Consider the following 26,338-nt stretch of genomic DNA (forward strand, 5'->3'; position numbering starts at 1 on the left):
AGCATCTTATCGCTGTTAATTAAAAGACAACAGTTTGCTCAGCGGTACAAGTTGTAGTGCCCTCGTCACACGCCTTGTAAGTGAAAGTTCCGCCACCTTTTCCTGAAATAGTATCAGTATAAGTAGAGCTTGCTGATGTAGTCGCAATCTTGTTGCCATCGCGATACAGGTCAACATTGCTGCCAGCAGCGCCATTAACGGTCAGATCAACTTTCTTAACACCTTTGCTCTTATAACCATCGGCCGTTAGCGCGAAATCACCACCTGGCTCTCCACCGCCGTCACCAGCACAACCATTAGCAGTTAAATAAGCATCAGCTGCTGCCGCTTTAACGATACCGTAACCGAAGTAAACATCATTACCCGCTGCACCACTGTCCATTGCCGTTGCTTTAAGTGCTTCACGAATTTCACTACCTGTACATTGGTTATGGTTAGACCAAACCAGTGCTGCCACACCCGATACCGCAGGTGTCGCCATAGAGGTACCACTCATGAAACCATAATCCGACGTACCAATATCGATACTGATATTAGATGCAGCAACAATTGCCGCTCTGTCTTCAAATGCTGCACCAACTGCAGGGATAGTCGTTGTATTTGTATCACCTAGAGTACCGAACAACATGCCCGCTTCGTTATTGATAATAACAGCGCCAACACCACCAGAGCTTTCACAGTTTGCCACTTTATCGTGGAAAGAGATCACGCCGCGGTCGATAACACAGATATTGCCGTTTGCACCACTATCGGTAGCTTCGGCTGTCCCCATATAGTAAGTACCACCAGCAATCGCACCTGAATTTTCCATTGCAGAGCTTGCATATGCAGCGCCATCAGCAGTCATATTTGATGCTGTAGCCATACCCGCTGGGTACGTTGATAAGGTGTCAACACCACCCGCCGTCACCTCAACACAGATAGTCTCATCTGTGGTTACTCGCTTACCGCGACCTGAAGTACATGAAGGGAATTGCGAGAAGTCAGCAATGTTATTATCTGCATCGTTCGCACCAATCATCATAACTGATGGATAACCTGCTGGGTATGAACGTACGTTATTACCGTCATTACCAGCGGCAGCAACCACTAGGCCACCAGCATCAACAAAAGATTGAAAAGCATTGGATTCTGTAGAGTTAGAACCGCCGCCACCTAGACTCATGCTGATGATATTTGCGCCAGCTGCACTACATAGGTCTGCAGCATGAGCAAGATCTGAAGAGTAACCCCAACCATCAGCATTAAATACTTTGATAATATGCATATCGACGCCAGGTGCCATACCAACCACACCAACACTGTTATCAGCTGCGCCAATGGTACCAGCAACATGTGTACCGTGTGGTCCACCATTCTCATTCCAGTTACCTGTTCCAGAATCATTATCACCAGAGATATTGTTCCACTCAAAATCTGTATTGCTCGCATCTAGACCAGAGTCGATAACACAAACCTTCATGCCCGCACTGGCGTTAAACGCAACTTGGTCAGCTTGAGATTGATAAACAGCATAAGGAGTCACCTGCTGTGTCATTGGGTTGCCCGCATCATCGCTATATGCAGACATCAAATGACGACGCTGATCCGCTTCAACAAGCTTAATATGTGGGTTATTCAATAAACCTTTGACTTGGGATAGGTCTTTACCAGCAAATGTTGCTGAAATAAAACCATTCCCATCAAGGTGGATCTCAGCACCTAGTCTGTTTGCTAAGGCCTTAACAACGCCTTTATTGCCATTGTCTACTTGAATAATATAACGATTGTCATCTGCTGTTGCGGTCGTTGATACACTCACTGTCAGGGCAATAATCGCTCCCGCAATTTTTGATAATTTCATTTAGTCTCTCCGTTATTTTTTTAGTATAGAGTTACTGTTAAATCTAAAAATAGCGCAATATTTTCGGCTGCGACGATTGCCATCTACACTATTTTTGATTATTCACACAGCCGAATCTATCAGAAGAAATTTAATTTAACAACAATTTAACAATGATAAAACAAATGTAAATCTTCTCATTGAAGATTTAATGCCATAAACATCACACCTATGTTATTTTTTACTCTATCGACTCCCATCAGGCATAAGATGCATGTTTAGTCCCAATACTTTCTCTTTTCTATCCCTACTCGCCAAAAACAACGAACGAGACTGGTTTAAAGCCAACCAAGCTCAATATGAGTCAGAAGTTCGAACACCTGCACTACAATTTATCGAGGCGATGCAGCCACAGGTTCTTGCCCTCTCCCCTAGATTGATCGCCCTGCCTAAAAAAGTGGGCGGCAGCTTAATGCGTCCCCAAAGAGATGCCAGATTCAGTAAAGATAAGACTCCCTATAAAACCAATGTAGGCATCCAGTTCAGGCATTTTCAGGGCAAAGATGTCCATGCACCGGGACTCTATATCCATATTGAAAACGAAGGGTGTTTTCTCGGTGCTGGAATTTGGCACCCAGACTCAAAAGCGCTCAATAAGCTTAGAACCTGTATCGATGAGAACCCCAACGCCTATAAGAAAGCACTCACCCAATTGCGAACTGCGGGTTTTGAGATGGAGGGAGACAGCTTGATAAGACCCCCCAAAGGCTATGACAAGACTCACCCTATGCTGGATGAATTGAAACGCAAAGACTTCATCGCTATCAAACCAATTGACGCTAAGCAGATCCAAGGTAAAAACTTCGTGAGTTTATGCGCTAAAGAGTTTGAGCAAACTCAGAAATTAATGGGTTATTTGTGCTTTGCACTGGATCTGGATTACTAACAACATGAAGCAATTAATGCTCAACGTCATATGGCTGACTCACCAAACCATACGACAGTTTACATTCCTGTGGGAACTAACGGTATACCATTGATTAAGAACAGTAAGCAGTGAAAAAATAACGGAGTATCCAGCTAAGGCTACTCCGCTTTCCTTAGGCTTTTAGTGAGATGAGGTAGCTTTTCAGCACCCTAAAGGCATCATCAATCACCTCATACTGACCCGCTTTTCCTAGCACACGTATTCCCTGCATCTGCATCAGCAGAAAGCGACTAACTTGCATCGGATCAACCTCGCCACTTATCTCACCAACTGATTTAGCATAAGCAAGGCTGTGGTTGAACCCTTTCAAAATTCCATAAAAAAGGCGCTCACACTGCTCTTTGACCACATCGTCAGAGATGATCTTCTCCAATATCGCGTTTTGCAGAAAGCAGCCATACTTCTGATCTTTTTGAATAGCGACAAAGCTCTCAATATAGGTTAACACCCCATCAAGCCCACTATCCTCCGCCATAGGTGTTAACTTAGGCTGTGAATACTGCTCTAAGTAATATTTAAGCGATTCTCGATATAGAGTGAGCTTGTCACCATAGGTGTTGTATAGGCTAAAGCGATTGATCCCAAGGTGAGAGACCAGATCGGCAATCGATGTGGCTTCATAACCTTGCTGCCAAAACAGCTCCATGGCCAGTACTAACTTCTCCTCTCTATCAAAACTACAACTTCTTGCCATAGATCTTTTATCTCTTATTTAGTTTAACTTTATTCTTGACCGAACGTTCTGCTATGGTTTAGATTCTAACCTAACCGATCGTTCAGTTAAAGTTATAAATACTACCAATGAGAAGAACAAATCATGAAATTATATGAATTAGCTCCAACTCCAAGCGCTAGACGAGTAAATATTTTCCTTGCAGAGATGGGGATCGAAATCGATAGAGTGAGTGTCGATATACGTAGTGGCGAGAATTTAACTGATGAATTTAAGGCGATGAGCGTCAATGGTCGCATCCCACTGTTAGCACTAGATGATGGGCAAACCTTATGTGAATCTGTTGCTATCTGCCGTTATTTTGATGAGCTGCATCAGCCAAAAAACTCACTATTTGGCACCACACCAATCGAGAAAGCAAAAATCGAGATGTGGCAGCGTATCTGTGAACTTCAAGGCCTGTTCGTCGGCTTTCAAGCATTTAGAAATCTCACAAAGATTTTTGAAGACAGAGAAAATTGTGTAGAAGCTTGGGGAGAGGAGTCTAAACGCAGACTGATCGACTTTCTACCTACTCTAGAAACCCAGCTAAACCAGCATCAATTTATTGCAGGCGATAGCTTCTCTATTGCTGACATTACCGCCTATGCCATGATGACTTTCATAAAAAACCTGGATATTACCCCAAGCAAAGAGCAAGTTAATTTAACCCGTTGGCTACTTGAAATCGAACAAAGATCATCGGTTCAAAGTGTCAATGCGGCTAACAATGCCTAACTCATCCCCGTAAATTTAAACTTAATGCCAACTCATTAATACTTTTTGGAGCCACTATGATTGACCTTTATACAGCAGCAACCCCCAATGGTCATAAGATCTCTATCGCTTTAGAGGAGATGGGTCTCGAATACAGAGTTCATCACCTAGATCTGATGCAAGCCGACCAGAAAAAACCAGAGTTTCTGGCTATCAACCCTAATGGGCGGATCCCAGCAATTATTGACCGAGACAATGATGATTTCGCCGTCTTCGAGTCAGGCGCCATTTTGCTCTATCTAGCAGAGAAAACAGGTAAATTGCTCCCCGCTAACCCTAAAAAACGTTCCCAAGTGATCCAATGGCTGATGTTTCAGATGGGAGGTGTGGGACCTATGATGGGGCAAGCAAATGTGTTTCACCGCTACTTCCCAGAGAAGATCCCCGCAGCAATCGAGCGTTATCAAAACGAAAGTCGTCGCCTATTTGAGGTAATGAACCAACAATTATCAGATAACCGCTATTTGGCTGGAGACGAATACTCCATCGCCGATATCTCCACTTGGCCATGGGTACGAATTTACGAGTGGAGTGGTGTCGATATTTCAGGGCTAGATCATCTGCAGCGCTGGATGAATGAATTAGCAGAACGAAAGGCCTGTCAAATAGGCGTTATCACTCCACCACCTTCGGAGCTCAGTGATGAGGAGCGAGCCGAGCAGATAAGAAAGATGGTTTCCAGGTAAATTAACCTATTGAATCGCTTACCAGAAGAAGCCAACACGATAACAAAAAGCAGCTCTTTGCTAAGGCTGCTCTTTGTTAAATTTGGTACAGATGCGATACCTGAGGATCACACCAACTTATATGAGATAAGATAGAGTTGCTCAGTACCAGGATAAACTGAGCTAATGATCTCTTTAAGCTTAGGCAAAGGCAGGTACTCTTGCTCGGCATGAAACTCATTGATCTCACTATATTGAAGCGGCTCCACCGACAATATTTCGATATCGCAAACCTTAATATCGGTTTCCAAAGTAAACACCTCAACATGAGTACCAGGAACATAGTGACACTCTGACTCATCCCTGATGGTGATAGTCTTTTTCCCCGATACGACAAAGGGGGTTAGAAATTCAAAAAAAGTAATTTTTGTTGGCGCGGCTTTCATCTTCAAATCCCAAATTGAACTCAGATGCTCACTTTATCACTCACTGTATTCAAAGAGCATAAGGCTAGATCGTCAAGTTAAGTGCCTATTCTACTCAGGTTTTAAGCCGTACTAAAGCGGTATCGATTTCAGATAAAACTCTCTTAATCTTTGTAAGTTTTTAAAGCTGCTTGTTTGTTAATTGTTGTTAACTGAAACTTATTTAAGCTGTTGATAAGGTATCGTTTTATTAATTGTTCGCTCTCAGCAAACCTTAGGCTAGGATGCATCCCAAATACGTAAATACGTATCCTTACATTTAGGAACTAAGAGCATGACTCCACAAGAACAAGAACTGATTCAAAACGTAGCAAATAAATTAAAAGCCAGTCCAAACAAAGCTAAAGATCTTGATGCAGAAAGCCTTATCAGCCAAGAGATCGCCTCTCAAGAGGATATCGTCTACAAGTTAACTCAAGCGGTTCTTGTGCAAGAGATGGCACTTAAAGAGCTTAAGTCAAAGAGTGACTTTCTAGAGTCTCAAGTTGAGCATTTCAGAAAAGAGTCTGAGCGTGGCACCTTAAGTCGCATGATGGGCGGAACGAACCCAGCTCCAGTGCAACCACAACCCGTGCGCCAACCGAGTGCTTTTGGTAGTTTTATGCAAACAGCAGCAGGCGTTGCAGCTGGTATGGTTGCAGGTAACTTAATTAGTAACGCCTTCTTTGGCGAAGATGAGCCAACGCCTACAGCAGAAGCTACCCCAGAAGTTGCACCTGAGACTGAATCATCGCCAACAGAGACAGCAGCAGCTGAAACAGCGGCACCTGAAGATACAAGTTCTAGCTTTTTAGACAGTAACTCAGATTTTGCCTCTGAATATAGCGAGCCAAGCACCGACTTTGGTAGCGATACTTTTGCTAATTCAGGTTTTGGTGGCGATGAGAGTTTTGGTGGTTTTGATGATGGCGGCTTCGGCGACGACGAAGAGTTTTAACCCATTAAAATAGTGCTAACTTATATCGGGCTGCAGGGTCTCTGCAGCCCGAACATCTTAATGATAAGCTCTAACCTTACTAGCCTATAGCATCAAAAAACCGAAAGGATATTCAATCACCTTTTGTCAATAACCATGCCGACTCAATGGCAGAGATTTTGCCCCTAATACCACCAGGAGCATCCCGAGAGTCAAGCTGATTAACACAATAGTTCTCACTGTAGTGCAGCTCCACTTCATCACAACTGATTGAGAAGGGAGGCCCCTCCATCAAAGCTTGATCGTAGGTGTAAATCACAAGCAACTGAGGAGCCCCGCACGCTATATCGATAAGGTGTGAGCAGTACCGCTTTCTCATCTCAAAAGGCAATGCAACCAAAGCCGCCCTGTCATAAACGCCATCTACCGCTCCAACTAGCTCAGGGGACAAGGCAAAAATATCACCGACAAATAGATCAATGTTAGCGCCCTTATATAAAGTGAAATCTCCCACCTTGATCACTTGCGGCGTTAATCTTAATGCCATAAAAAGTGCCTCAACAGCCTGCTGATTCAACTCAACACCGACAACCCGATAGCCACACATAAGAAGATATTCAATGTCCCGGGTTTTACCGCACAAGGGAACCAGTATTCGACCTCCTTTTTTCACCTCCAAGCGAGAGAGCTGCTCCGCTAGGAAGCAGTTAACCTCTTGCTCGTGAAATGCTATCTCCCCCCTCTCCCACCTTTCATGCCAAAAACTTGCTTTCATACCGCCTCCTTAACTGTTGAATTTCCAGTTCCAGTTCCTATTCCAACTCAGTCCTGAACTCAGATTAAAAACAGCATACAAGTTAAAGTCGACTTTAAGTCAAGAGCCAGCTACCCTAAAAATAGGCCTCATAAAAGAGGCTTACAGAAAACACTGAGAGAAAAAGTTGAGAAGAGAATTGGAGAGAAAATGGATATCGCTGAGGTTACCAAAACTACCGGGCTCCCCGCTTCAACATTAAGGTATTATGAGAAGAAGGGGTTGATACGTTCAAGTGGCAGAAATGGATTACGAAGAACCTATCACCCAAAAGTCATAGAGCAACTCGCCTTAATCTCTTTAGGCCGCAATGCAGGTTTTTCGTTAGATGAGATAGGTGAAATGTTTACCGCAGAAGGTCCCGACATTAACCGCAAGCTGCTACTGGCCAAGGCGGATGAATTGGACAGAAAGATAGAGGAGTTAACCACCATGAGTAAAGGGCTGCGCCACGCCGCTGCTTGCAAGGTACCCAACCAACTCGACTGCCCTAAATTTCTTCGCATCCTACGTATCGCAGGCAAAAACCGCTCTAGGCATTCAAATATATTGAAAAGATAATCACTATTTTCTTCTTTGCACGGATTTATTTAGGCGCTAAGCCTTTCTACCTGCTACTGGTTCGCTGATGTTTTCAATATCAACCAAGTTCCACCTTAAGCCCTTGTTTCGATAGATCCGCTTTTTAAGTTGCGTATAATCAGGCTTCATTCCAAGGCTCCCCTCTCCTATGAGAAGAACTCTTCTGTTATAATCCCACCCAACTAGCCTATCTAAACAACTACCCATGGTCGACGCCTTGAATACAAGCCAAACTCGCTCAACAGAGCAACCAGCGGATGCACTCTCTTTTGACAATCTGCAAGCCGATACACCGGCTCAAAAACGTGCATTAAGCTACGCCAATACTATCTATCAGTTGTTTCATCAGGTAATGGATAAGCAGCAGCCTGCCGATCGGGTTGTGGGTGAATATTTCAGGGTAAATAAAAAACACGGCTCTAAAGACAGAAGGGTTATCCGCGAAAGTCTATTTGCACTGTTTCGTTGGTGGGGGTGGTTACGAAAATTTGGCACTCAATCAAAAAACGAACAGACTTGGCTTACGCTATTAACCATTAATGCCCGTTTAGAGTCTCACCCGTGGAGTGAATTTATCTCAGCGTGGCAGACGTTTGCAGGTTTAGGTAACATCAGTTCTGCCCCTGAGTTTAGCCATGTATCACAAAGAGCCACTTGGTTAAATGAGCAGTTCTCTTCACTTTGCTTTACGACCGATGAGCTCGTCCCCGATTGGTTTTGGGAGGTCTGCCCATGTGAGAGTAGTGAGCAAGGTTTAGCACTAGTTGAGTCGCTCTCATCTCGCCCACCTATCTGGGGACGGGTGCAGAATATCGGACTTGATGACGCCATTCAATCTCTGCAAAAATTAGATATTCCAGCTAAAGGTTGTGAGTTTTTCAGCGACAGCATCAACCTTGGTAATAAGAATATTAACCTCAATGGGCTCGCTCTTTATAAAGAGGGTGAGCTAGAGATCCAAGATCTTGGTTCTCAAGTTGTTGGCCAACTCTGTCAACCTAAAGCTGATGACAACTGGTGGGATACCTGTAGTGGCGCCGGCGGTAAAAGCTTACAACTACGCTCACTAATGTTACAGCAATCTCCGGATGCTCAAGGCAGTATTATCGCTTCAGATATACGTAGAAAGCCCCTAGAGGAGCTAGCCAAAAGAGCAAAACGCGCCGGTTTTAAGAAGATCACGACATCCCCTTGGAAGTCAGATGAACTCCCTGTACCTCATGCTCACTTTGACGGTGTGTTAGTCGATGCTCCCTGCAGTTGCACTGGTACTTGGCGACGCAATCCAGATATGCGCTGGATAGACACCATAGACGCCGTGCTAGATAAACCAAACTTACAGCTGGATATTTTAACTCGCTCCAGTAAAGCCGTGAAAGCAGGTGCAACTTTGGTCTACGCCACATGCTCACTCTCTCCTTTGGAGAATGAAGAAGTAGTTCAGGCATTTCTGGCTCAACACAGTGATTTTAGCCTAGAGATAACCACTCACCCCTTTACTGGCGCTAAAGACACCATGCATACCGTAGTGCCTTATCAGGCAGATACTGATGGTATGTTTGTCGCGCGGATGCTCAAACGTAGCTAGAACCAATTTGCTCTGTACTGTGCTGTAGAGAAGCAGACCATATTCAAGGCGGCTTTGGCCGCCTTTTTCATCAAACCACGCAGTGTCATACTCCTGTCATCTAGCCTGATTAGTATCCAAACAAGACACATCTATCAACACTCAATAATTGGATATAAGCATGTCAAACTTCTACGATAATGATGATCTTCTCTGGGACAGTGAAATAGGTGAAGAGACTCGCGATAAACAGAAGAGTAAACGCAATAAGCATAATCGCAGGCAATTATCAGATCAAAAACGTCAAGCTTTCGAGCCAGAGCAAGCTAGCAGATCGACCTACCACTCCTAGTCAAATATAGATTCTCTACTGTAGGTTTAACCACAGCCTCAACAATATTCTGGCTTGATGCTCTGCCACCTAAAAGGTCATGCAGTCTCAAGCCTTAAAGAGGCGTAAAACAACCTCTTTTCCATCGCAATCCCCCCTGCTAAATTTGATTATTCCCAGATCTCTTATATCCTAAATCATTCATACGTAAAGAAATAACTATCTAAAGCTAGCATCCGTTAGAGATGTAATACTTGCCATACTAAGGAATAAAAAAAATGGAACAATCACGTCCAAATTTTATCTACCCTTCGGGCTCCATGTTAATGCACTCTCCTCTTATTCTTAATAAAGCTGATATGTATGGCTTTTTTATGAAAGGCAAGGAGCTGAACCTGCAAAAATCTATCGATACCAGTCTCAACCAAGTAGCAGGAAGCAGCATGTACTTTAAGGTGCTCTCTCCCTATGTGCTGACCAGTTTTACTCGGGTCGATAAAGCTTACTCAGCTTATCCTCAAGACCGGGATAAAGGCTGGATCCAGGAGACTGATATCATCACTTGGGTCATGGTCGGCAGAAAAAAAAGCGCCACAAGCGACGACATAAGCCATGTGTACTTTCATCCACTGCATATCTTCGTCAATGACGCCATGGCCCTAATCAATGGACGAGAGCTCTTTGGTTACCCAAAATATATGTGTGAGTATGAGATGCCGATGCCTGGGCAACCTCTCACTAAGCTGAGTCTGGCGGCCAAGAGCTTTAAAATCTTCTCAGCAGAAACGGAGCTGGCAATGCACCCTCTGCTTGAAGTGAACTGCGAAGCTAAAGAGGAGGAGCAGCTATCAACAGCTGATGCGATTAGCCAGACTTGGCAGTTGTTTAAAGATCAAACCGATTTCATTCCTGAACTGGATAGTCTAGGTGAAGAACAGCTCTTTAGCTTACTCTTCAAACCTGCCATCGATCAGGTTTTTCTTAAGCAGTTACCTGACTCATCTGGTGATAAAGCGGTTTACCAAGCAATCACCGCCGCCCCTGCCAAAGTCAACAAAGTTCATTCACTCTCCCTACTTGAAAATGATCTACTCGCCACCGTATTTGACAACGACAGCTTCCCGCTGAAAGAATCGCTTGGGGTTGAGCTGGGTGAGCAACATGTCCTGCTCCCCTACCATGTTAATTTCGATTTCGAAGTTCCTGCAGGCGAGGTGCTTGTCGATAACTCAGAACTTAAAAAAGAGAAGATAGCTATTTTAGGTGGTGGGGTCGCCGCCATCACAGCCGCCGCCTGCCTCACGGAGCAACCGGGGTGGCAAAACCGCTATGAGATAGATATCTATCAGATGGGATGGCGCATTGGTGGCAAAGGTGCCAGCGGCCGCAATGCCGAATATGGCCAACGAATTGAGGAACATGGGCTACATATCTGGTTTGGCTTCTACCAAAATGCTTTTAGCTTGATGCGAAAAGCTTACGAGGAGTTAGACAGACCAGCTGGAACCCCACTGGCGACCTTTTTAGATGCTTTCAAACCCCATAATTTTATTGTACTTCAGGAAAATGTGGGCGGAGACTCAGACAGTTGGCCAATAGTGTTCCCAGAGCGAAGCGGCCTTCCAGGAGACAACACAGAAACCTTAACTTTATGGAAAGTGGTAAAAGCGGCCTTTAGCTGGATCCGACAGTGGCTCTCGGATATGGATGAGATACTCGATGAGTCAAACAGCGAATCAGCGAAGCCCATTCACTGGTTTAGTGAAGAGTGGTTTGAGCGTCTCAATGACAAAATAGATGACTCTCTTGAAGATGCAAGAGAGAGCTTATCAACACTGGGAGATAAGCTTGAATGTCACTTTAATCAGCTCATTGGACGTGAGTGTGACGATCATGTTCACCATGATGATGAGGGATTGATCGAAAGCGCCGTAGACAGCCTCAGAGCTAGGCTAGAGGAGCGCTTCATCGATAAGTTAGAGACTAATGATGAGCTACGCCGTCTCTATATCGCCGCTGATCTGGGACTCACCATACTCAAAGGTATGTTTGCCGATGATGTGTTTGCAAAAGGGTTCGATGCCATTAACGATTATGATTACCGCGAGTGGCTAACTAAGCATGGAGCGAATCAAACCTTCACTGTTGACTCAGCTCCAGTTAGAGGCTTTTACGATCTGGTATTCGCCTACGAAAAGGGAGATTTTGATAAACCTAACCTTGAAGCAGGAACCATTATTCGCTCCATGCTACGTATCGCATTCTGCTATCAGGGCGGAGTAATGTGGAAGATGCAAGCAGGCATGGGAGATACGGTATTTACTCCCTACTATGAAATACTTAAACGTCGGGGAGTCAGATTTCACTTCTTCAATCGTGTCGATAATTTGGTCTGCGAAAACAATAGCATTCAAGCGATTGAGATCACCGAGCAAGCTCAATTAAAAGAGGGCGTGAATGAGTACAACCCTTTTGTCGATGTAAAAGGCTTAGACTGCTGGCCAAGTGTCCCCAATTATGAGCAACTCAACGCAGAGGAGGCACAGCTACTTCAAGACAAGAATATCAATTTAGAGCATTTTTGGAGTGACTGGGAGCAGGTATACCAAGCTAAATTCAATCAACCACTCTCCACTAAACGACTCGAAAAAGGAGTTGACTTTGATAAGGTGATCTTTGGCCTCTCTATTGGCTCAGTTCCCCATGTGGCCAGTGAGGTTATCAACCAAAGCCCGCCTCTAGCTCAGGCAGTAGACAAGGTGCAAACCGTAGCGACTCAAGCTTATCAACTCTGGCTAAATCAGGATCTTGAAGGGATAGGTTGGCCGCTCAAAACCGAAGATAACCAAGAGCCTGTGCTGTCAGGCTTTACCGAACCTTTCGATACTTGGGCCTCTATGGATCAACTACTCGATAAGGAGGATTGGCCAAGCGGAGGTGCTCCTAAAAATGCCAGTTACTTCTGCTCTGCCCTGCCAGTCGATAGCTACCCTCCCCAAAGCGATACCCAGTTTCCACAGCAAAAAACCGAGGAGGCTAAAGCGGGTGCTATCGGTCAACTTAAGACTGAGATCCATAAACTCTGGGGCAATGTGGGAGGGACCTTCCCTTGGCAGTGGCTGCACGATCCACAAAGCAGACAAGGTGAAGCCAGATTCGATAGCCAATATTGGCGAGCCAATGTTGATCCATCTGAGCGCTACGTACTCTCGGTCAAGGGCAGCAGTCAGTACAGAATTGATACCGATGGCACTGGGATAGACAACCTCTTTGTTACCGGGGACTGGATTAAAACTGGCATCAATGCAGGATGTGTTGAGGCTGCAACGATGGCGGGAATGCACACATCCAAAGCCATTAGTGGCTATCCAAAAGTGATTAAGGGGGAGAAAGACTTCTAATTTAACCCATAGTTAAAAGTGCTGAGGCTTAGCGATAAGGGCTCAGCACTTTTATATACCTCGCAGTGACCTGTTTAAACCAAGGTCTCATCTTGTATCGACATCTGTTGCAGCTGCTCCTCACGTCGCTTAGCCGTTTTACGTTTGTACATATCTCTGTCAGCGGCTCTTAACCACTCACTGGCATCTTTTGCCTCAGAGCTTAAGGCATAACCGTAACTAATCCCTGTCTCTTTATACACCTGATTCGATATGGAACAAGATAACTCCTCAATCTTCTTCAATATGTCAGTAAGTTGCGCCTCTGACACCAAGATAACAAAATTATCGCCACCTATTCGAAACAGCTTGGCTCTCTCCATCAGATCGCAGCTATTTTTCAACTCTTTAGCAGCATGCACCAACAAACTGTCTCCTTCATGATGCCCCAAGGTGTGGTTAACCTGCTTTAACCCATCTAAGTCGAGTAATATCAGTGTCAAACTCTTCTTAGCATCCTCTCCAAAAAACGTTTCAGACAGTAGGTATTCATCAAATGCATGTCGGTTAGGTAACTGAGTCAGCTTATCTTGTCTCGCCTTCTCCCAAGCAACCCCTAAGGTTTCGATATAGCTTTGTCGCTCTTCAGACAGAAGTTTAATTTTATAAGCCAAGGCTAAAGACAGCATTAGAGCATCGACTGTACCGCCAATTAAGGTCGCCAGCTCTGCGTTTTCAATAAAGTCTGATGTGATCCCCATATTGCCCGGTAAAATAATCACTGCAGGAAGCAACAGGCAGGTAAAAGCAAAAATAAAGTAACGTGCGGGATAAAAACCTTTTATTAAACAGACATTACCACAGGTAATTGCCAGAGCGATCCAAAGCATGATCAGTACTGATGCGATAAGCGCCGTATAAGAGAGTAAAAATATACTGGTAGGCAGGGCAAGAATACAGGTCCACATCAAGATCTTACTTAATCGCCATAGCTTAGGCGAATACTCTGGAAGTTGAAGGAAGTGTTTATAAAAAAGGATATTGAAGATCGGTAACCCAATAAAAAACAGGTGGTGGATCTCTAAATTATGGAATCCCCAAAGGTGAGCACCTAGGTGAAAAGTGAGCGCCCAACCAGTAAAGTAGGTGATCACATAGAGCCCGTAATAGAGGAAGGCACGGTCACGAATAGAGAAATAGATAAGCAAGTTGTAGCAGGCAATAAACAGCAAGCCCCCTAGGCATAACATCACCAACATGGCTTCCATATCTGAGCTGTTCTTATAAGCACCGTAAGGTTCAAGCTCTACCTTAGGTACAGAGGAGAAGTAACGGCTCTCCATTCGGATGACAAACCAATAGTCAACGTCATAATGAAGTTCGACCTCACGGCCATAGCTAAACAGAAACTCATAAGGTGCAAAGTAACCACTATGGCGATATTGAGAGCTACCATCATCCCCTAAAAGGGTGTAATCCAATGATTCAACGATGGAGTTGCGAACATTGATCGCCCACTTAGTCTCACGGCTATAACGATGGACAGGGATCACCATCCAGTAACTACCACCAGTCAAACTAATCGAGTCGGCTTTATCTAATGTCGACATCCAGTCAGTGACTTCTGTGTACTCTTTGGGTGCACTTTGGTTTTCTTTTGCATAAAAAAGAAAGGATTGATCTAACGAAGGAGCCCCGATAGATGAAAAACTGCAGCCTATAAGACTAAAAAACAGGAGCAAGAATACAGTCACTCTGTAATTCATTAATTGTAAATCCTTGATAAATAAAATACTCAACAGCCAAAAAATACAGGATTCAGAATGTCAGGGAGTAACTAAGTTTAAGGTTGCAATTTGCTCCTGCTTCACAACGAACTCACCCTCCCTGATGACTATATTATAAGGTAATAATGAGCAGTTCTCCGCTGCCCCACCCCATAAGTATAAACATTACCATAACAAACGTGGATCAATTCTATTAACATGAAAGGGATAATACAATACTCTTCCAAGATAAGAGTCACTTCACTTTCCTGCGAAGCTCCCTTAAACCTTAAGGTCTATTCCTATCAATCACTTATTAAATATAAGGTTTTAAAACTATTTATGTTGCTAATTGTACACAAAAATATCGAAGAGACGCTACAAAGTAGCGTTCAATAAGTCAGCTCACTGTTATCTTAGTTTAGACCGAGTTATCACTTAGGGGAAAAGAGGAGGGGTTTAGCCCATCACAAGTCGGCAATGGGCTGGCACAATTGGAGAAAAGGAAAGATAAAACCGAGCTAGTTCAGTGTTTAAAATCTTGCTCTTGCGCCGATATAAAAGCCGCTATCGAAGGTTGAGTTATCGGCATAATCGTATTGAAAACGAATATTTCGATAGCCAGCAAATAATGCCAAACTTGGGTTTAACTGAAACTGTATTTTGCTGTCGAGCTCATATTGCCCATCAACACTACCAAATGAAAGTACCGAAGGTGCGTAGTATCCAGATGCATGAAGTGACAAACTAGAACCTAGATCCATTTTATAGCGTCCGCCAACACCCACAGCGCTACCATTAGCACTCTGCTTGGCCCACACATATGAAAATTTAGCCCCGACTTCAAAATGATGGATCCCCGCATCATGAGAAATATGCATCGCAGCTGAGGTTAAATGGCCGCCATCATTGGAGTAGATATAACCAAGTACGGCATTGGTATCCTTGTTCAAATCAATAGCAAGGTCAGTTGAGATAACATCATCGTTTAAACCGACACTTAAATCATTGGCAATCGCTGTCACTGAAACAGATGACAAAATTAGCAGGCTACTCAATAAACTTAATCGCATAAAAGTCTCATATTTACTGTTTTGCGGATAGTAGCAAACTTAATAGTAACACCCACCACCTTACTGTTTTTAAAGATTAAAATATTTGGTAAGCACTACATACCCACAAAGCACCAGTAACATTGCTCTCAGTATAAGCATCATAAACAACATATAAATTAACCTAGCAACAAGATGTATCTCTTATTTGCTGAATATTTTAAATAAAATTGCACGCAATTTATTGGCTTGCAACTCTTTTTGTTTTATACTCAACTGGCATTGAGAATATGGAGAGAACTGATGACAACTAAAATTTGGGATTTTACGGTTAATGATATCCAGGGGAGAGCAAGCTCACTTACAGACTTTAAAGGTAAGGTACTTCTTATTGTCAATACGGCGAGTGGTTGTGGCTTTACGCCTCAATATCAAGGTCTACAATCCCTTTATGAGAAATTCGGTCCCGATAAGTTTGCTGTTTTAGGCTTTCCATGTAATCAGTTTGGGGCTCAGGAGAGTGGTAGTAATAGTGAGATCCAATCATTTTGTGAGCTCAACTTTAATGTCAGCTTCCCTATGTTTCAAAAAATAGAGGTTAACGGTGAAGATGCCCACCCCCTGTATCAATACTTAAAATCATCAGCAAAAGGGATACTTGGCAGCCAAAGAGTCAAATGGAACTTCACTAAATTCTTAGTCGATAGTGATGGCAAAGTACTTGGGAGGTTTGCTCCAACCACTAAACCTGAAACTCTCACAAAAAAAATTGAAGAATTATTAAAGTAAATCAGATAACTAGAAATAAGAGTGTAAATTCCACAAAAAAGATCGATTATTTTTTGAACTTTTCATCATAGGGAAACTCAAACAATATGAGCAGCGAAGAGTTTTTTCATGTTCATCATTCTCCCCGGGACTTCTAGCGCAGTCCCCTTGACCTAACAGGTCATAAGGCAACCCTATGGTTGCCCTTTTTTTTGGCTTTCTCTCATCATAATTTGAAAATAATTTAATTTATTTTCAAATTATGATGAACTATTTCAAACAACGGCACTCTGACTATATGTAACGTTTTTGGTGTTACGAGTTTAATGTTTTCATCATGGTTCATCACCTCCCTTTAGGTGCTCACTTGAGTACCAATGAGAAGAATTAAGTTTACTGCTAGCGCGAATAGCTTAACGACTCTACATACTCATTCTAAAAGAATGATGCGGCATCCCATCTCAATAGAGATAGTGGATGCCTTTTTTTATCAGTTTTTTAATTGAAGTTCAGGAGTCTATCTAGCTGAGTAACAATCGAAGGATGGTAACCTTTTCTCGCTTCACGATAGATATCTTTCATCTCTTTCTCATAACCAGCAACTTGTAACTCGGTAAACAGAGGTTTAACGAACTTCCCCCTACCTATGCGGATCAAATAGTCACTAAGGGCAGGCAAAACCGGATCATAATGATTTCGTATCGCAACCCTAAACCAATCACAAGCAATCTCTGCATTGGTTGAGTCAGTCAGCTTAAAGTGATTATCGAGATCCATCAGCTGAGACTGCTTTTGAACCTCTGGTAAGCTATTGAGAAAGTATTGCCAGTGATGAACACGCCAAGTGTCTGTCTCTAGCGATTCAGCACAAGTCCCTTTGGCCCAGAGCGAAAGCGCAACATCCACTTTATCTAAACTATCTGATTGCGGCACCGCAAAACAGCTCGGCATACCACAGCCATATACCCACTCATTTAGCTCAGCCTCAGATATTTGATCTGCATGCTCAATTAACAAGGTTTGCTTTGCATAATCAATAAAGCGCTCTGTGGTGATCGCTTCAAACGCAAAATGCTCAACATAGCTAAAAAGAAACTTATCAAACGCCTCACGACCGATTCGTTTTTCAAGGTCGTGAACAAACATAGAGGCCTTGTCATACGTAAAACGGTTAAATGCTTCATTGGGATCTTGCTTCTGCACGTTTGCCGGTAAGTTTTGCTCCGCAAATGCTGTGGTCGCCAACTCCTCCTTTAATCGCCCATACTCCAGCACGACCTCAAGCTCGGCTTGCTCCTTACCAAACACCGCCTCGACAATTCGATTGGTAAAATAGGTGGTGAAGCCTTCATTCAACCAGAGATCTCGCCAAGTCGCATTACTGACTAAGTTACCCGTCCAAGAGTGAGCTAACTCATGGGCTACGGTCGAAACCAGACTCTTATCACCAGCAATGAGTGTTGGCGTCATAAAGGCGAGCCTGGGATTTTCCATGCCGCCAAAGGGGAAGCTAGGCGGCAACACTAACATGTCATATCGCCCCCACGGGTATGGGCCAAGAAGAGACTCAGCAGTAACAACCATCTCCTCTGTGTCCTCAAACTCTTTAACGGCGGCCTCTAACAGCTCTGGCTCTGCATACACTCCGGTTCGTGGGCCAATAGGACCAAAAGCGAGTTCCCCCACAGCGATAGCAAGCAGATGAGTTGGAATGGGTTTTTCCATCGAAAAATCAAACTCACCATCTAACTTAGCCTCAGCGTCGTTCATGGCACTCATTACAACACGCATGCCTGATGGTGCTTTCACTTTGGCATTAAAAGTAATTCTGGCTTTTGGCGTGTCTTGTAACGGGATCCAACTTCTGGCATTAACAGGTTGTGACTGACTAAAAAGAAACGGAAGGGTTTTACCACTGGTTTGCTGCGGACTCAACCACTGTAAGCCCTCGGCATCAGGAGAGGTGACATAATGAACGATGACCTTGTTTAGCTTTGAAGTAAAAGAGATATTCAAACGCTGACCAAGGATGGAGTCCTCTTTATCTATCACAAAGGCAAGCTCTGCCCCCTCTTCATCCTCAATACGTATAATGGTCAGCTCTCTTAGGTCTAACCAAAGTTCGCGGCAGCTCTTATCAAGATAATCTAACGTCAAAGAGGCGACACCAGATAACTGTTTAGTTTGAAAATTAACATCCAGTGCCAGTTCAAGGTGCGTGACTCTTACTCTCTCTACGTTGGAGAATGAGTGGTAGTCATGATTGTTATCCCATCCATTTAACACTTATATATCCTTTTCACGAGTATGATTTTTATCAATTATATGTAAATGAATAGTAACCAGAGGAGAGGCTATTGTCATCGTAATTGACTTCAATTCTTTAAGGTGAAACACTTAAGGGATACTTTATACAGTAAAAACATCTAAGGTAACACTGAATGAAGGTATCTAACCTCCTCCCTATTGCCACTTTACTCTCTCTTTATACTTTTACTGCCAATGCAGAGTCATCATCCCTTTCTGAAATCTTAACTCAGGAACATGCGTGCAGCGACACTATTCTTATCCGCTCTCAAGCTTTATCACAAATTCAAATAGATCAAGCCTGTCAGTTATTGGGTACCCAAGAAGCGAAATTTCATGAGCTGTTTGGCACTCGGGGAAAACCTGTAGCCAATGACAACAATGTCAGTATGAGAGCCAATGTCTATCACTCCCGCGAAGATTACGTTCAATATGTGACCGCCCACTTCGATGTCCCCAGCGATAATGGTGGCATGTTCCTCGAGGGCTTACCTGACAAAGTGAATAACCAAGCTGAGTTTGTCGCCTACGAGAAAAAGGGCCAGATCTGGAACTTAGCTCACGAGTACGTACATTACCTCGATGGGCACTTCAACCTCTACGGTGATTTTTGCGCCTCACTCCATGACTCCCATAGCGCCCCCGAGTATTGCCCAAAACCTGCGCCACTTTTGCCTCACCTTGTATGGTGGAGTGAGGGACTAGGTGAATATATCTCTCAAGGCGATAATAATGAGGCCGCCATAAAATTAGCGAAAGACTCCTTAACTAATAAGACGAGTTACCCACTGAGTGAACTATTTAATACCAGCTATGAGATAAATGGCGGTTCTGACAGGGTCTACCGCTGGGGATATTTAGCCGTTCGCTTTATGATGGAACAGCACAGAGACAAAATCGAGCAGATGTTAACCTTCACTCGCAAAGGAGATTATCCTAGGTATCAAGCCTTGGTGAGGCAGTGGGGAACACAGATGGATGATGAGTTTAAAGATTGGCTTATATCACTCTAAAAAATTTTTACATATAAAACAGATACTAAGAAATAAAAACACTCCTCAGCTAAAATAAATTTCAAAAAACTGGGAAAAAGAATGAACCAATTAAAATAGCCGCAGTCCTATATAGTGAATCAGTTACAAGGCATCAATTTTTGCTCTGTTTTTGTTCATCATCATCTCCCTTTTAAGAGACTCATTGGTTTCTTATAAGATGAGAAAGGACTTTGTTAGCGCACATAGGTTAAAGCCTGTGAATAGTCCCTCTCCTCTTAATGTGAAAGATCGTTATGGCAGCCCTCGATTGTAGGTGCTGCCATTTTTTTACTCCACATTTTTTCCATCCCACCTTATACCAAGCATTAACTCGCTAACTTCTATCTCTAGGATCCCCGATCGAAAAAAAGATCATTAATTTTGAAATTATTCTGAACTTTTCCATGAAAGTCGACTCTGACTATATGAAGCGAATTTTTGCTTAGAGTTAACAAGTTACAACTAACTTTAAGTCTATTTTCACTGTTCATCATTCTCCCTTATTAGATGGTCTCTAGCGCGGCTATCACCAGTTCCAAATTTGGAAATGTAGCGACCTAATTAGGTCGCTTTTTTTTTGCTTAAGCTTAAGAAAGTAGGACACAAAAAAGGCCTCACTAGGAGGCCTTTTGAACAACTATTATTAGCTTAAAGACGAATGCCGGCTTTAGCTAAATCTTTCGCTGTCACACTACGAGGAAGCGGTACATAACCATCTTTCTCTACAATCTGCTGACCTTGCTTAGAAAGTGCAAACTTAAGGAACTCACGATCCATCGGCGCTAGCTCTTTATTTGGGTGCTTGTTCACATAAACATATAGGTAACGTGATAGCGGATAACTGCCGTTTGCTGCGTTGGCAGCAGTAGCTTCGATGTACTTAGTACCTTTCTTAGAGATAGCAACGGCTTTCACCCCTGCAGTCTTATAACCGATCCCTGAGTAACCGATAGCATTCAGTGATTGAGACACTGACTGTACTACTGACGCTGAGCCTGGTTGCTCATTTACATTCGCTTTAAAGTCACCTTTACATAGGGCTTTCTTCTTAAAATAGCCATAAGTTCCTGATACTGAGTTACGGCCATAAAGCTGAACATCTTTCGCAGACCAACTACCTGTTAGGCCCACATCGCCCCAACGCTTAACATCACTTCCACCACACTTGTGTGTTGCAGAGAAGATGTCATCGATCTGCTCAATGCTCAAACCTTCAATTGGGTTGTCTTTATGAACAAATACTGCAAGTGCATCGATAGCAACACGAATGGCAGTAGGCTGATAACCGTAATGCTTTTCGAATGCTTCCATTTCGTTTGGCTTCATCTTACGGCTCATAGGACCAAACTGTGAAGTACCTTCAGTCAAAGCTGGTGGCGCAGTAGAAGAACCAGCAGCCTGAATTTGGATGTTCACATTAGGGTACATCTCTTTAAACTCTTCTGCCCAAAGTGTCATCATATTAGCCAGAGTATCTGAACCTACAGATGAGAGGTTACCCGATACGCCACTTGATTTTTCATAAACAGGCAGTGACTGATCGATAGCAGCCATAGAGGTTGCAGAAAATACACTAGCGGCAGTTAAACTCACTGCACCGACAAGTTGTTTCAGTTTCATTCTTTGCTCCAGTTTTTAGACGTACTTGCTTAGTTAAATTGCTTAACAATTAAGTTGCAGCAAGTATCAATTGCCAGCATGACAAGTCTATTACTTTGATGTGACACTTAGATGACAGATGCTTTTTTACAGCAAATCTTTTGGCGAAATACTCAAAACAGAAAAGCAGGCAAGATGCCTGCTTTTATTTCAAGAGATAGAAATTACTCTTTACTGTCCAATAAGCTAGTGGGAATAAGAAAGCTAAAAGTACTCCCCTTACCTAAGTCACTGCTTATCATCAATTCACTCTGGTGATGGCTAAGGGCATGTTTAGTAATCGCTAAGCCTAAGCCTGTTCCCCCTTTTTGTCGGGTACGAGCACTGTCTACCCGATAAAAGCGTTCAGTCAATCGCCCTATATGCTGCGGAGCAATGCCATCTCCGGTATCGGTGACACTAAATACAGCTCCTGAAGCAACACTCTTCCAGCTAACACTCACCTTACCGCCGGGCTGGGTATAACGGATCGCATTAGAGATTAGATTAGAACAGGCACTGCGCAGCTCAAGCTCATTGCCATAGAGATCGCTTGCTTCACAATGAAACTCCAACTCATGCTCATCTTGAGACAGGGCCATCGCTTCCTCTCTCAACACATCCATCATGTGGGACATGTTGATTGTCATCTCAAGGTTAATTTCAGTTGAGTCTTCAATACGTGATAGTACCAGCAACTGCTCAACCATAGAGCGCATCCTATTGGTCTGCTGCTGCATCTGATCCATCGCTTTAATATTGGGCGAACCTGGCTCTGCCATCTCCTGCATCATCTCAAGGTACCCCTGCAACACAGTGAGCGGCGTTTTAAGTTCATGTGACACATTGGCGACAAAATCTTTTCGCATACTCTCTAACTGCCTTACCCGCGTAATATCTCGTGCGATCAATAAGAACTGACCGGTACCATATCCCATGATACGTATCTCAAGAATACGACTATCAGAGTGTGGAGAGGCAAGCTCCAACGGCTCCTGATAACTCCCCTTTTTTAGATAATTGGAGAAATCGGGGTGACGCAGAAGATTATCTATCCTCTGTCCACTATCCAGCGGCCATACTAAGCCAAGCAGTAATTGCGCTAACTTATTGCACCAAACGATATTGTGTTCAGCATCGAGCACAACTGCCGCATCGGGCAGTGCCTCCGCGCCTTGACGAAAACGACCAAGTAGAAATGCTAACTGTGAGACTCGTTTACGGTTTTTACCCTGAAGACGATAGATGCCGTTAAACACTCCCTCCCAGCTCCCCCTTCCGTTTGGAGGAGTAAGACGTCTATCACGCCATAGCCAAAAATTTAATCTTGAAAGTTGGCGATAATGCCAAAAAAGTAGGACAACTGTCCCTAAAAGGAGTACCCAAACGATCTCACCGATAAGCAGACCTAAGATAAAGCAGAGTACTAAATAGGTTATTAACCGAGAGAGCAGCCGATAACCCGAATACGAATCAAACATATAATACTATCCAGACCATTGGATAAGATGAGGCACAAGATAACGCAAATAAAGCCTTGTGCCTAACCAATCTTAATGAGTCGAAGTCACTGACATTATTTATAAACGAATGGAGAAACGATACCCAGCGCCACGTACCGTTTGAATAAGGCGGTCATGGTTAGAGGGTTCGATCGCCTTACGTAAGCGCCTAATATGTACATCAACCGTTCTATCTTCAACGTACACATTGGTACCCCATACATTATCGAGTAACTGCTCACGACTATAAACCCGCTCTGGGTGAGTCATAAAAAAATGCAGTAATCGAAACTCAGTCGGTCCCATCTCTAACACCTGATCGCCTACTGTTACTCGGTGGCTAATGGGATCTAACATCAAGCCCTGAACATCGATAGGCTCCTCGAGGCTTGTCGGTGAACTGCGGCGTATTACCGCTTTAATTCTGGCCACCAGCTCTTTAGGAGAGAAGGGCTTAGTCATGTAATCATCAGCACCCACTTCAAGACCGCGTACCTTGTCCTCCTCTTCACCGCGAGCAGTTAACATGATAATTGGGATCTGGCGGGTAAACTCATCCTGACGCATCCGCTTAGCCAATTGAATACCACTACCACCAGGAAACATCCAATCTAATAAAACAAGATCAGGGTATGGCTCAGTTAGCAGGTCTAAGGCGGAATCAAAATCTTCAGCAGCTGAAGTCACAAAACCATGCTGTTCCAATACAAAAGTTAGCATCTCTCTAATCGCCAACTCATCTTCAACAATTAATATCCTAGCAGTCATATGCGTTCTTCTGTCCGATGAATGTTCACGCTTCTATTATTGGTCAGTTTTATTACAAAATTATGATCAACAGGGCTATTTTGTCATAAAAAATACCTCTTTGTCATAAACCAGCCCAGGCTTCAAACAATAAAGGGAGCCTAAGCTCCCTTTTATTACTTTAGCCAAATTTAGAATTTATGTTCTAAACCAACACCAAAGAACTTATCGTCATTCTCTTCACCTTCATATGAACGGCTAGAGTAGAATGCAAACAGCTTAGTTGGCTTGCCTAACTTGTAATCGCCACCGATTGACCAAGAGTCACCTTTATCTTCCATATCTTGGAATTGCGCTTTTAGGACAACAGCATCGATAGTGTATGCAGCGCTAAATAAGTAACCTGTCTTGCTGTCGCCATTTACAGCTTCACCTGTCTTGCTGTAGGTCTCTTCCTGCTGCTGATACATACCGCCTAACTTAAGACCAGCAATCTTACCTTGAACCGTAGCACGAACAACTTCGTACCCTTTTACATCTGAGTCATATGCGATAGATGCATAGATAGGAGATTTCTTCAGCTTAGCATCACCATACATAGCTGCAACGCTGAAACCATCTTGTGCATACTGAGATTTAGCAGCTTCAGCAGCATAGGTCACACCCACTTTAAAGCCATTAAATGTTGGTGTTAAGTAAGTTGCAGTCTGCTCGATACGGTTTTCACCCTTAAACAGATTTTTCAAATCGGCAGATAGGTCATTGAATTGATCAATTTTACCTTGAGACTGCTTCAACATAGTGTCGTTGCGACCGACAGAGAAGGCACCAAAATTACCTTTTAAGCCAACAAACTGGTTACGAGCCTTGAAGTTTTCTTTAGCATCATCACCTGTGTCCACTTCATATTCAATCGTGTAGAAAGCTTCTAAAGAGCTGCTAAGTTCAAAACTTCCCTTAGCACCTAGACGTGAAGCATTACTTTGAATCGTTGTTTCAGACTCATCAGCTACATCATTAGATTGAGCCGTGACGTTCAACTTACCGTAAACCGTTAATGACTCAGCTGCATTTGCAGAAGCCAAAGTAGCGGTAGCAAGAGCGGAAGCGAGTAGAGTTTTACAAAAAGCGTTCATCATTTAATCCTTTCGACGTATCAGTTCGTCTTAGTTATTGGTTTGGACGCCGAGGAGTGTGCAAGTTTTATGTTGCAGTTTTATTTCAATAAAGTTCAATTTTGATAAATAGCTAAAAAGTAAATAGCATAACTTGCCGCAACCCCTTTAAGAGCAAGGGATACAAGTTTAAAACTTGTTATATGACACTTTTATGAAATATGCATCAAGCCTAAGGTGGGATCGTTATCTTTGCGGTTTACCCGAGCTCAGCAATGACTTACACTGCGCCTTTAATTTTGATTGGGCGCTCATTATGTGGTTTAAAAATCTGACTGTTTACCGTTTTAATAAACCTTTCTCTGTCGATCCTGAAGCGCTTGAAAAGTCATTGGAAGACTTCACCTTCTCTCCATGCTCAAGCCAGGACATCAGCAAATTTGGTTTCTCTAATGCCTTAGGTAAGAAAGGGATCTCCTTGGTACACAGTGCGAGCGGTCGCCATCTGATCTGTGCAACAAAAGAGGAGAAAATCCTTCCAGGCCAAGTGATAAAAGAAGCCCTCGAAGATAAAGTGGCGCAGATCGAAGCTGAAGAGGACCGTAAACTGGCTAAAAAAGAGAAAGATGCCATGAAGGAGGAGATCATCATGACTTTGCTTCCTCGTGCTTTCACAAGACGTAGCCAGATACACGCATTGATCATCCCTGAAATTGAGATGATCCTCGTCGATAGCTCAAGTGCAGCTAAGTCTGAAGAGCTACTGGCATTACTCAGAAAAGCCTTAGGCTCTCTGCCAATTATTCCATTGAGCTTTAAGACGCCTATCGAATCTCAGCTCACTGAGTGGGTGAAAGGCAATAGCACTCCAGCGCCTTTCATTATGCAAGATGAAGCTGAGCTAAAAACCGATTCAGACGAAGGCGGGATTGTTCGCTTTAAACAGCAGAACTTAACCGAAGATGAAGTACTGGCGCATATTGAAGTGGGTAAGCAAGTTCATAAACTGGCACTTCACTTCGGACAATCCATCGCTTTCTTAATGCAGTCTGATGCAGGAATTAAGCGTCTTAAGTTCTCTGAAGAGTTCAGAGCAGGCAATGACGAAGTGGGAACTGAAGATCCTATGGCACGTTTAGATGCAGACTTTGCATTGATGGGTAGTGAGCTTATCGCACTAATGAACTCATTAGTCGAAGCACTCGGTGGCGTAGAAGACACCATTTAAGCTTTGCTATCTCTCCAGTAAAGAATCCACCTTCTGAAGAAGGTGGCTTTGCATTAGCCCCCTAAAAGGGGGCGTTGTCTACTTCAAATCTAATTGCGGCTGCTCCTGTTTTTCAACCTTTTCTTGATGCCTTACATATCTT

22 protein-coding genes and 2 pseudogenes are annotated in these 26,338 nt (G+C 43.4%); 12 read left to right on the forward strand and 12 right to left on the reverse strand.

Annotated features, from left to right (window positions below):
• Positions 1-19 precede the first annotated feature (19 nt).
• Entirely contained in the window at positions 20-1,843 is a 1,824-nt protein-coding gene (locus K0625_RS18440) for a S8 family serine peptidase (RefSeq protein WP_220111026.1), read from the reverse strand.
• A 253-nt stretch (positions 1,844-2,096) separates the two neighbouring features.
• On the opposite strand from K0625_RS18440, the gene K0625_RS18445 reads away from it, so the two are divergent.
• Positions 2,097-2,768, forward strand: a complete 672-nt coding sequence (locus K0625_RS18445) for a DUF2461 domain-containing protein (RefSeq protein WP_220111027.1) — start codon at positions 2,097-2,099, stop codon at positions 2,766-2,768.
• A pseudogene (locus K0625_RS24910) lies at positions 2,769-2,882 on the forward strand (SPFH domain-containing protein); the annotation flags it as partial.
• Positions 2,883-2,922: 40 nt separating this feature from the next.
• Here the strand turns inward: K0625_RS24910 and K0625_RS18450 are convergent.
• A complete protein-coding gene (locus K0625_RS18450) occupies positions 2,923-3,504 on the reverse strand; it encodes a TetR/AcrR family transcriptional regulator (RefSeq protein ID WP_220111028.1) in 582 nt (193 codons plus the stop codon).
• Between the two features lie 123 nt (positions 3,505-3,627).
• Between K0625_RS18450 and K0625_RS18455 the strand changes: the two genes are divergently transcribed.
• On the forward strand, positions 3,628-4,260 hold the full coding sequence (locus K0625_RS18455) for a glutathione S-transferase (protein ID WP_220111029.1): 633 nt from the start codon (positions 3,628-3,630) through the stop codon (positions 4,258-4,260).
• Positions 4,261-4,316: 56 nt separating this feature from the next.
• Positions 4,317-4,985 carry a glutathione S-transferase family protein gene (locus K0625_RS18460; RefSeq protein WP_220111030.1) on the forward strand — a complete coding sequence of 223 codons (669 nt, stop codon included), beginning with the start codon at positions 4,317-4,319 and terminating at the stop codon, positions 4,983-4,985.
• A gap of 107 nt (positions 4,986-5,092) precedes the next feature.
• On the opposite strand, the gene yqfB is transcribed toward K0625_RS18460, so the two are convergent.
• Entirely contained in the window at positions 5,093-5,410 is a 318-nt protein-coding gene (gene yqfB / locus K0625_RS18465) for a N(4)-acetylcytidine aminohydrolase (protein WP_220111031.1), read from the reverse strand.
• A gap of 313 nt (positions 5,411-5,723) precedes the next feature.
• Here yqfB and K0625_RS18470 point away from each other — a divergent pair, with 313 nt between their 5' ends.
• The gene (locus tag K0625_RS18470; protein WP_220111032.1) at positions 5,724-6,386 is read left to right on the forward strand and encodes a DUF2076 domain-containing protein; all 663 of its coding nucleotides are present in this window, start codon (positions 5,724-5,726) and stop codon (positions 6,384-6,386) included.
• A 112-nt stretch (positions 6,387-6,498) separates the two neighbouring features.
• Here K0625_RS18470 and tmpT read toward each other — a convergent pair whose 3' ends face one another.
• Positions 6,499-7,140, reverse strand: coding sequence for a thiopurine S-methyltransferase (gene tmpT / locus K0625_RS18475; RefSeq protein ID WP_220111033.1), 642 nt, complete (start codon positions 7,138-7,140; stop codon positions 6,499-6,501).
• A 189-nt stretch (positions 7,141-7,329) separates the two neighbouring features.
• On the opposite strand from tmpT, the gene K0625_RS18480 reads away from it, so the two are divergent.
• The 4 genes from K0625_RS18480 to K0625_RS18500 all read left to right on the forward strand — a co-directional run bounded on the left by K0625_RS18480 (position 7,330) and on the right by K0625_RS18500 (position 13,060).
• Positions 7,330-7,740, forward strand: coding sequence for a helix-turn-helix domain-containing protein (locus tag K0625_RS18480; protein WP_220111034.1), 411 nt, complete (start codon positions 7,330-7,332; stop codon positions 7,738-7,740).
• A gap of 226 nt (positions 7,741-7,966) precedes the next feature.
• Positions 7,967-9,349, forward strand: a complete 1,383-nt coding sequence (locus K0625_RS18490) for an RsmB/NOP family class I SAM-dependent RNA methyltransferase (RefSeq protein WP_220111035.1) — start codon at positions 7,967-7,969, stop codon at positions 9,347-9,349.
• A 160-nt stretch (positions 9,350-9,509) separates the two neighbouring features.
• Positions 9,510-9,680 (forward strand): hypothetical protein, encoded by a 171-nt coding sequence (locus K0625_RS18495; RefSeq protein WP_220111036.1) that lies wholly within the window; start codon positions 9,510-9,512, stop codon positions 9,678-9,680.
• A 257-nt stretch (positions 9,681-9,937) separates the two neighbouring features.
• Positions 9,938-13,060, forward strand: a complete 3,123-nt coding sequence (locus tag K0625_RS18500; protein WP_220111037.1) for an NAD(P)-binding protein — start codon at positions 9,938-9,940, stop codon at positions 13,058-13,060.
• Between the two features lie 74 nt (positions 13,061-13,134).
• Here K0625_RS18500 and K0625_RS18505 read toward each other — a convergent pair whose 3' ends face one another.
• Both K0625_RS18505 and K0625_RS18510 read right to left on the reverse strand, forming a co-directional pair.
• On the reverse strand, positions 13,135-14,805 hold the full coding sequence (locus K0625_RS18505; RefSeq protein WP_220111038.1) for a sensor domain-containing diguanylate cyclase: 1,671 nt from the start codon (positions 14,803-14,805) through the stop codon (positions 13,135-13,137).
• A gap of 533 nt (positions 14,806-15,338) precedes the next feature.
• On the reverse strand, positions 15,339-15,878 hold the full coding sequence (locus tag K0625_RS18510) for a YfaZ family outer membrane protein (protein ID WP_220111039.1): 540 nt from the start codon (positions 15,876-15,878) through the stop codon (positions 15,339-15,341).
• A gap of 282 nt (positions 15,879-16,160) precedes the next feature.
• On the opposite strand from K0625_RS18510, the gene K0625_RS18515 reads away from it, so the two are divergent.
• The gene (locus tag K0625_RS18515; RefSeq protein ID WP_220111040.1) at positions 16,161-16,646 is read left to right on the forward strand and encodes a glutathione peroxidase; all 486 of its coding nucleotides are present in this window, start codon (positions 16,161-16,163) and stop codon (positions 16,644-16,646) included.
• A 477-nt stretch (positions 16,647-17,123) separates the two neighbouring features.
• Here the strand turns inward: K0625_RS18515 and K0625_RS18520 are convergent, their stop codons facing one another.
• On the reverse strand, positions 17,124-18,911 hold the full coding sequence (locus K0625_RS18520; protein WP_220111041.1) for a M1 family metallopeptidase: 1,788 nt from the start codon (positions 18,909-18,911) through the stop codon (positions 17,124-17,126).
• 155 nt (positions 18,912-19,066) lie between these two features.
• Here K0625_RS18520 and K0625_RS18525 point away from each other — a divergent pair, with 155 nt between their 5' ends.
• A complete protein-coding gene (locus K0625_RS18525) occupies positions 19,067-19,945 on the forward strand; it encodes a collagenase (protein WP_220111042.1) in 879 nt (292 codons plus the stop codon).
• Between the two features lie 669 nt (positions 19,946-20,614).
• Here K0625_RS18525 and K0625_RS18530 read toward each other — a convergent pair.
• The 4 genes from K0625_RS18530 to K0625_RS18545 form a co-directional block, all read right to left on the reverse strand.
• A complete protein-coding gene (locus K0625_RS18530; protein WP_220111043.1) occupies positions 20,615-21,586 on the reverse strand; it encodes a PstS family phosphate ABC transporter substrate-binding protein in 972 nt (323 codons plus the stop codon).
• Between the two features lie 203 nt (positions 21,587-21,789).
• Positions 21,790-23,085, reverse strand: a complete 1,296-nt coding sequence (gene phoR / locus K0625_RS18535) for a phosphate regulon sensor histidine kinase PhoR (RefSeq protein ID WP_220111044.1) — start codon at positions 23,083-23,085, stop codon at positions 21,790-21,792.
• Between the two features lie 99 nt (positions 23,086-23,184).
• Positions 23,185-23,874 carry a phosphate regulon transcriptional regulator PhoB gene (phoB, locus tag K0625_RS18540; RefSeq protein WP_220111045.1) on the reverse strand — a complete coding sequence of 230 codons (690 nt, stop codon included), beginning with the start codon at positions 23,872-23,874 and terminating at the stop codon, positions 23,185-23,187.
• Positions 23,875-24,044: 170 nt separating this feature from the next.
• Positions 24,045-24,992: a porin gene (locus K0625_RS18545; RefSeq protein WP_220111046.1), complete on the reverse strand. Its 948-nt coding sequence runs from the start codon at positions 24,990-24,992 to the stop codon at positions 24,045-24,047.
• Positions 24,993-25,284: 292 nt separating this feature from the next.
• Here K0625_RS18545 and rdgC point away from each other — a divergent pair, with 292 nt between their 5' ends.
• Complete coding sequence (rdgC, locus tag K0625_RS18550) at positions 25,285-26,196, forward strand: recombination-associated protein RdgC (RefSeq protein WP_220111047.1); 912 nt, start codon at positions 25,285-25,287, stop codon at positions 26,194-26,196.
• Positions 26,197-26,274: 78 nt separating this feature from the next.
• Here rdgC and K0625_RS18555 read toward each other — a convergent pair.
• Positions 26,275-26,338 (reverse strand): annotated as a pseudogene (locus K0625_RS18555) (IS200/IS605 family transposase); the annotation flags it as partial.

This window comes from Shewanella nanhaiensis (genome assembly GCF_019457885.1).
Lineage (GTDB): Bacteria > Pseudomonadota > Gammaproteobacteria > Enterobacterales > Shewanellaceae > Shewanella > Shewanella nanhaiensis.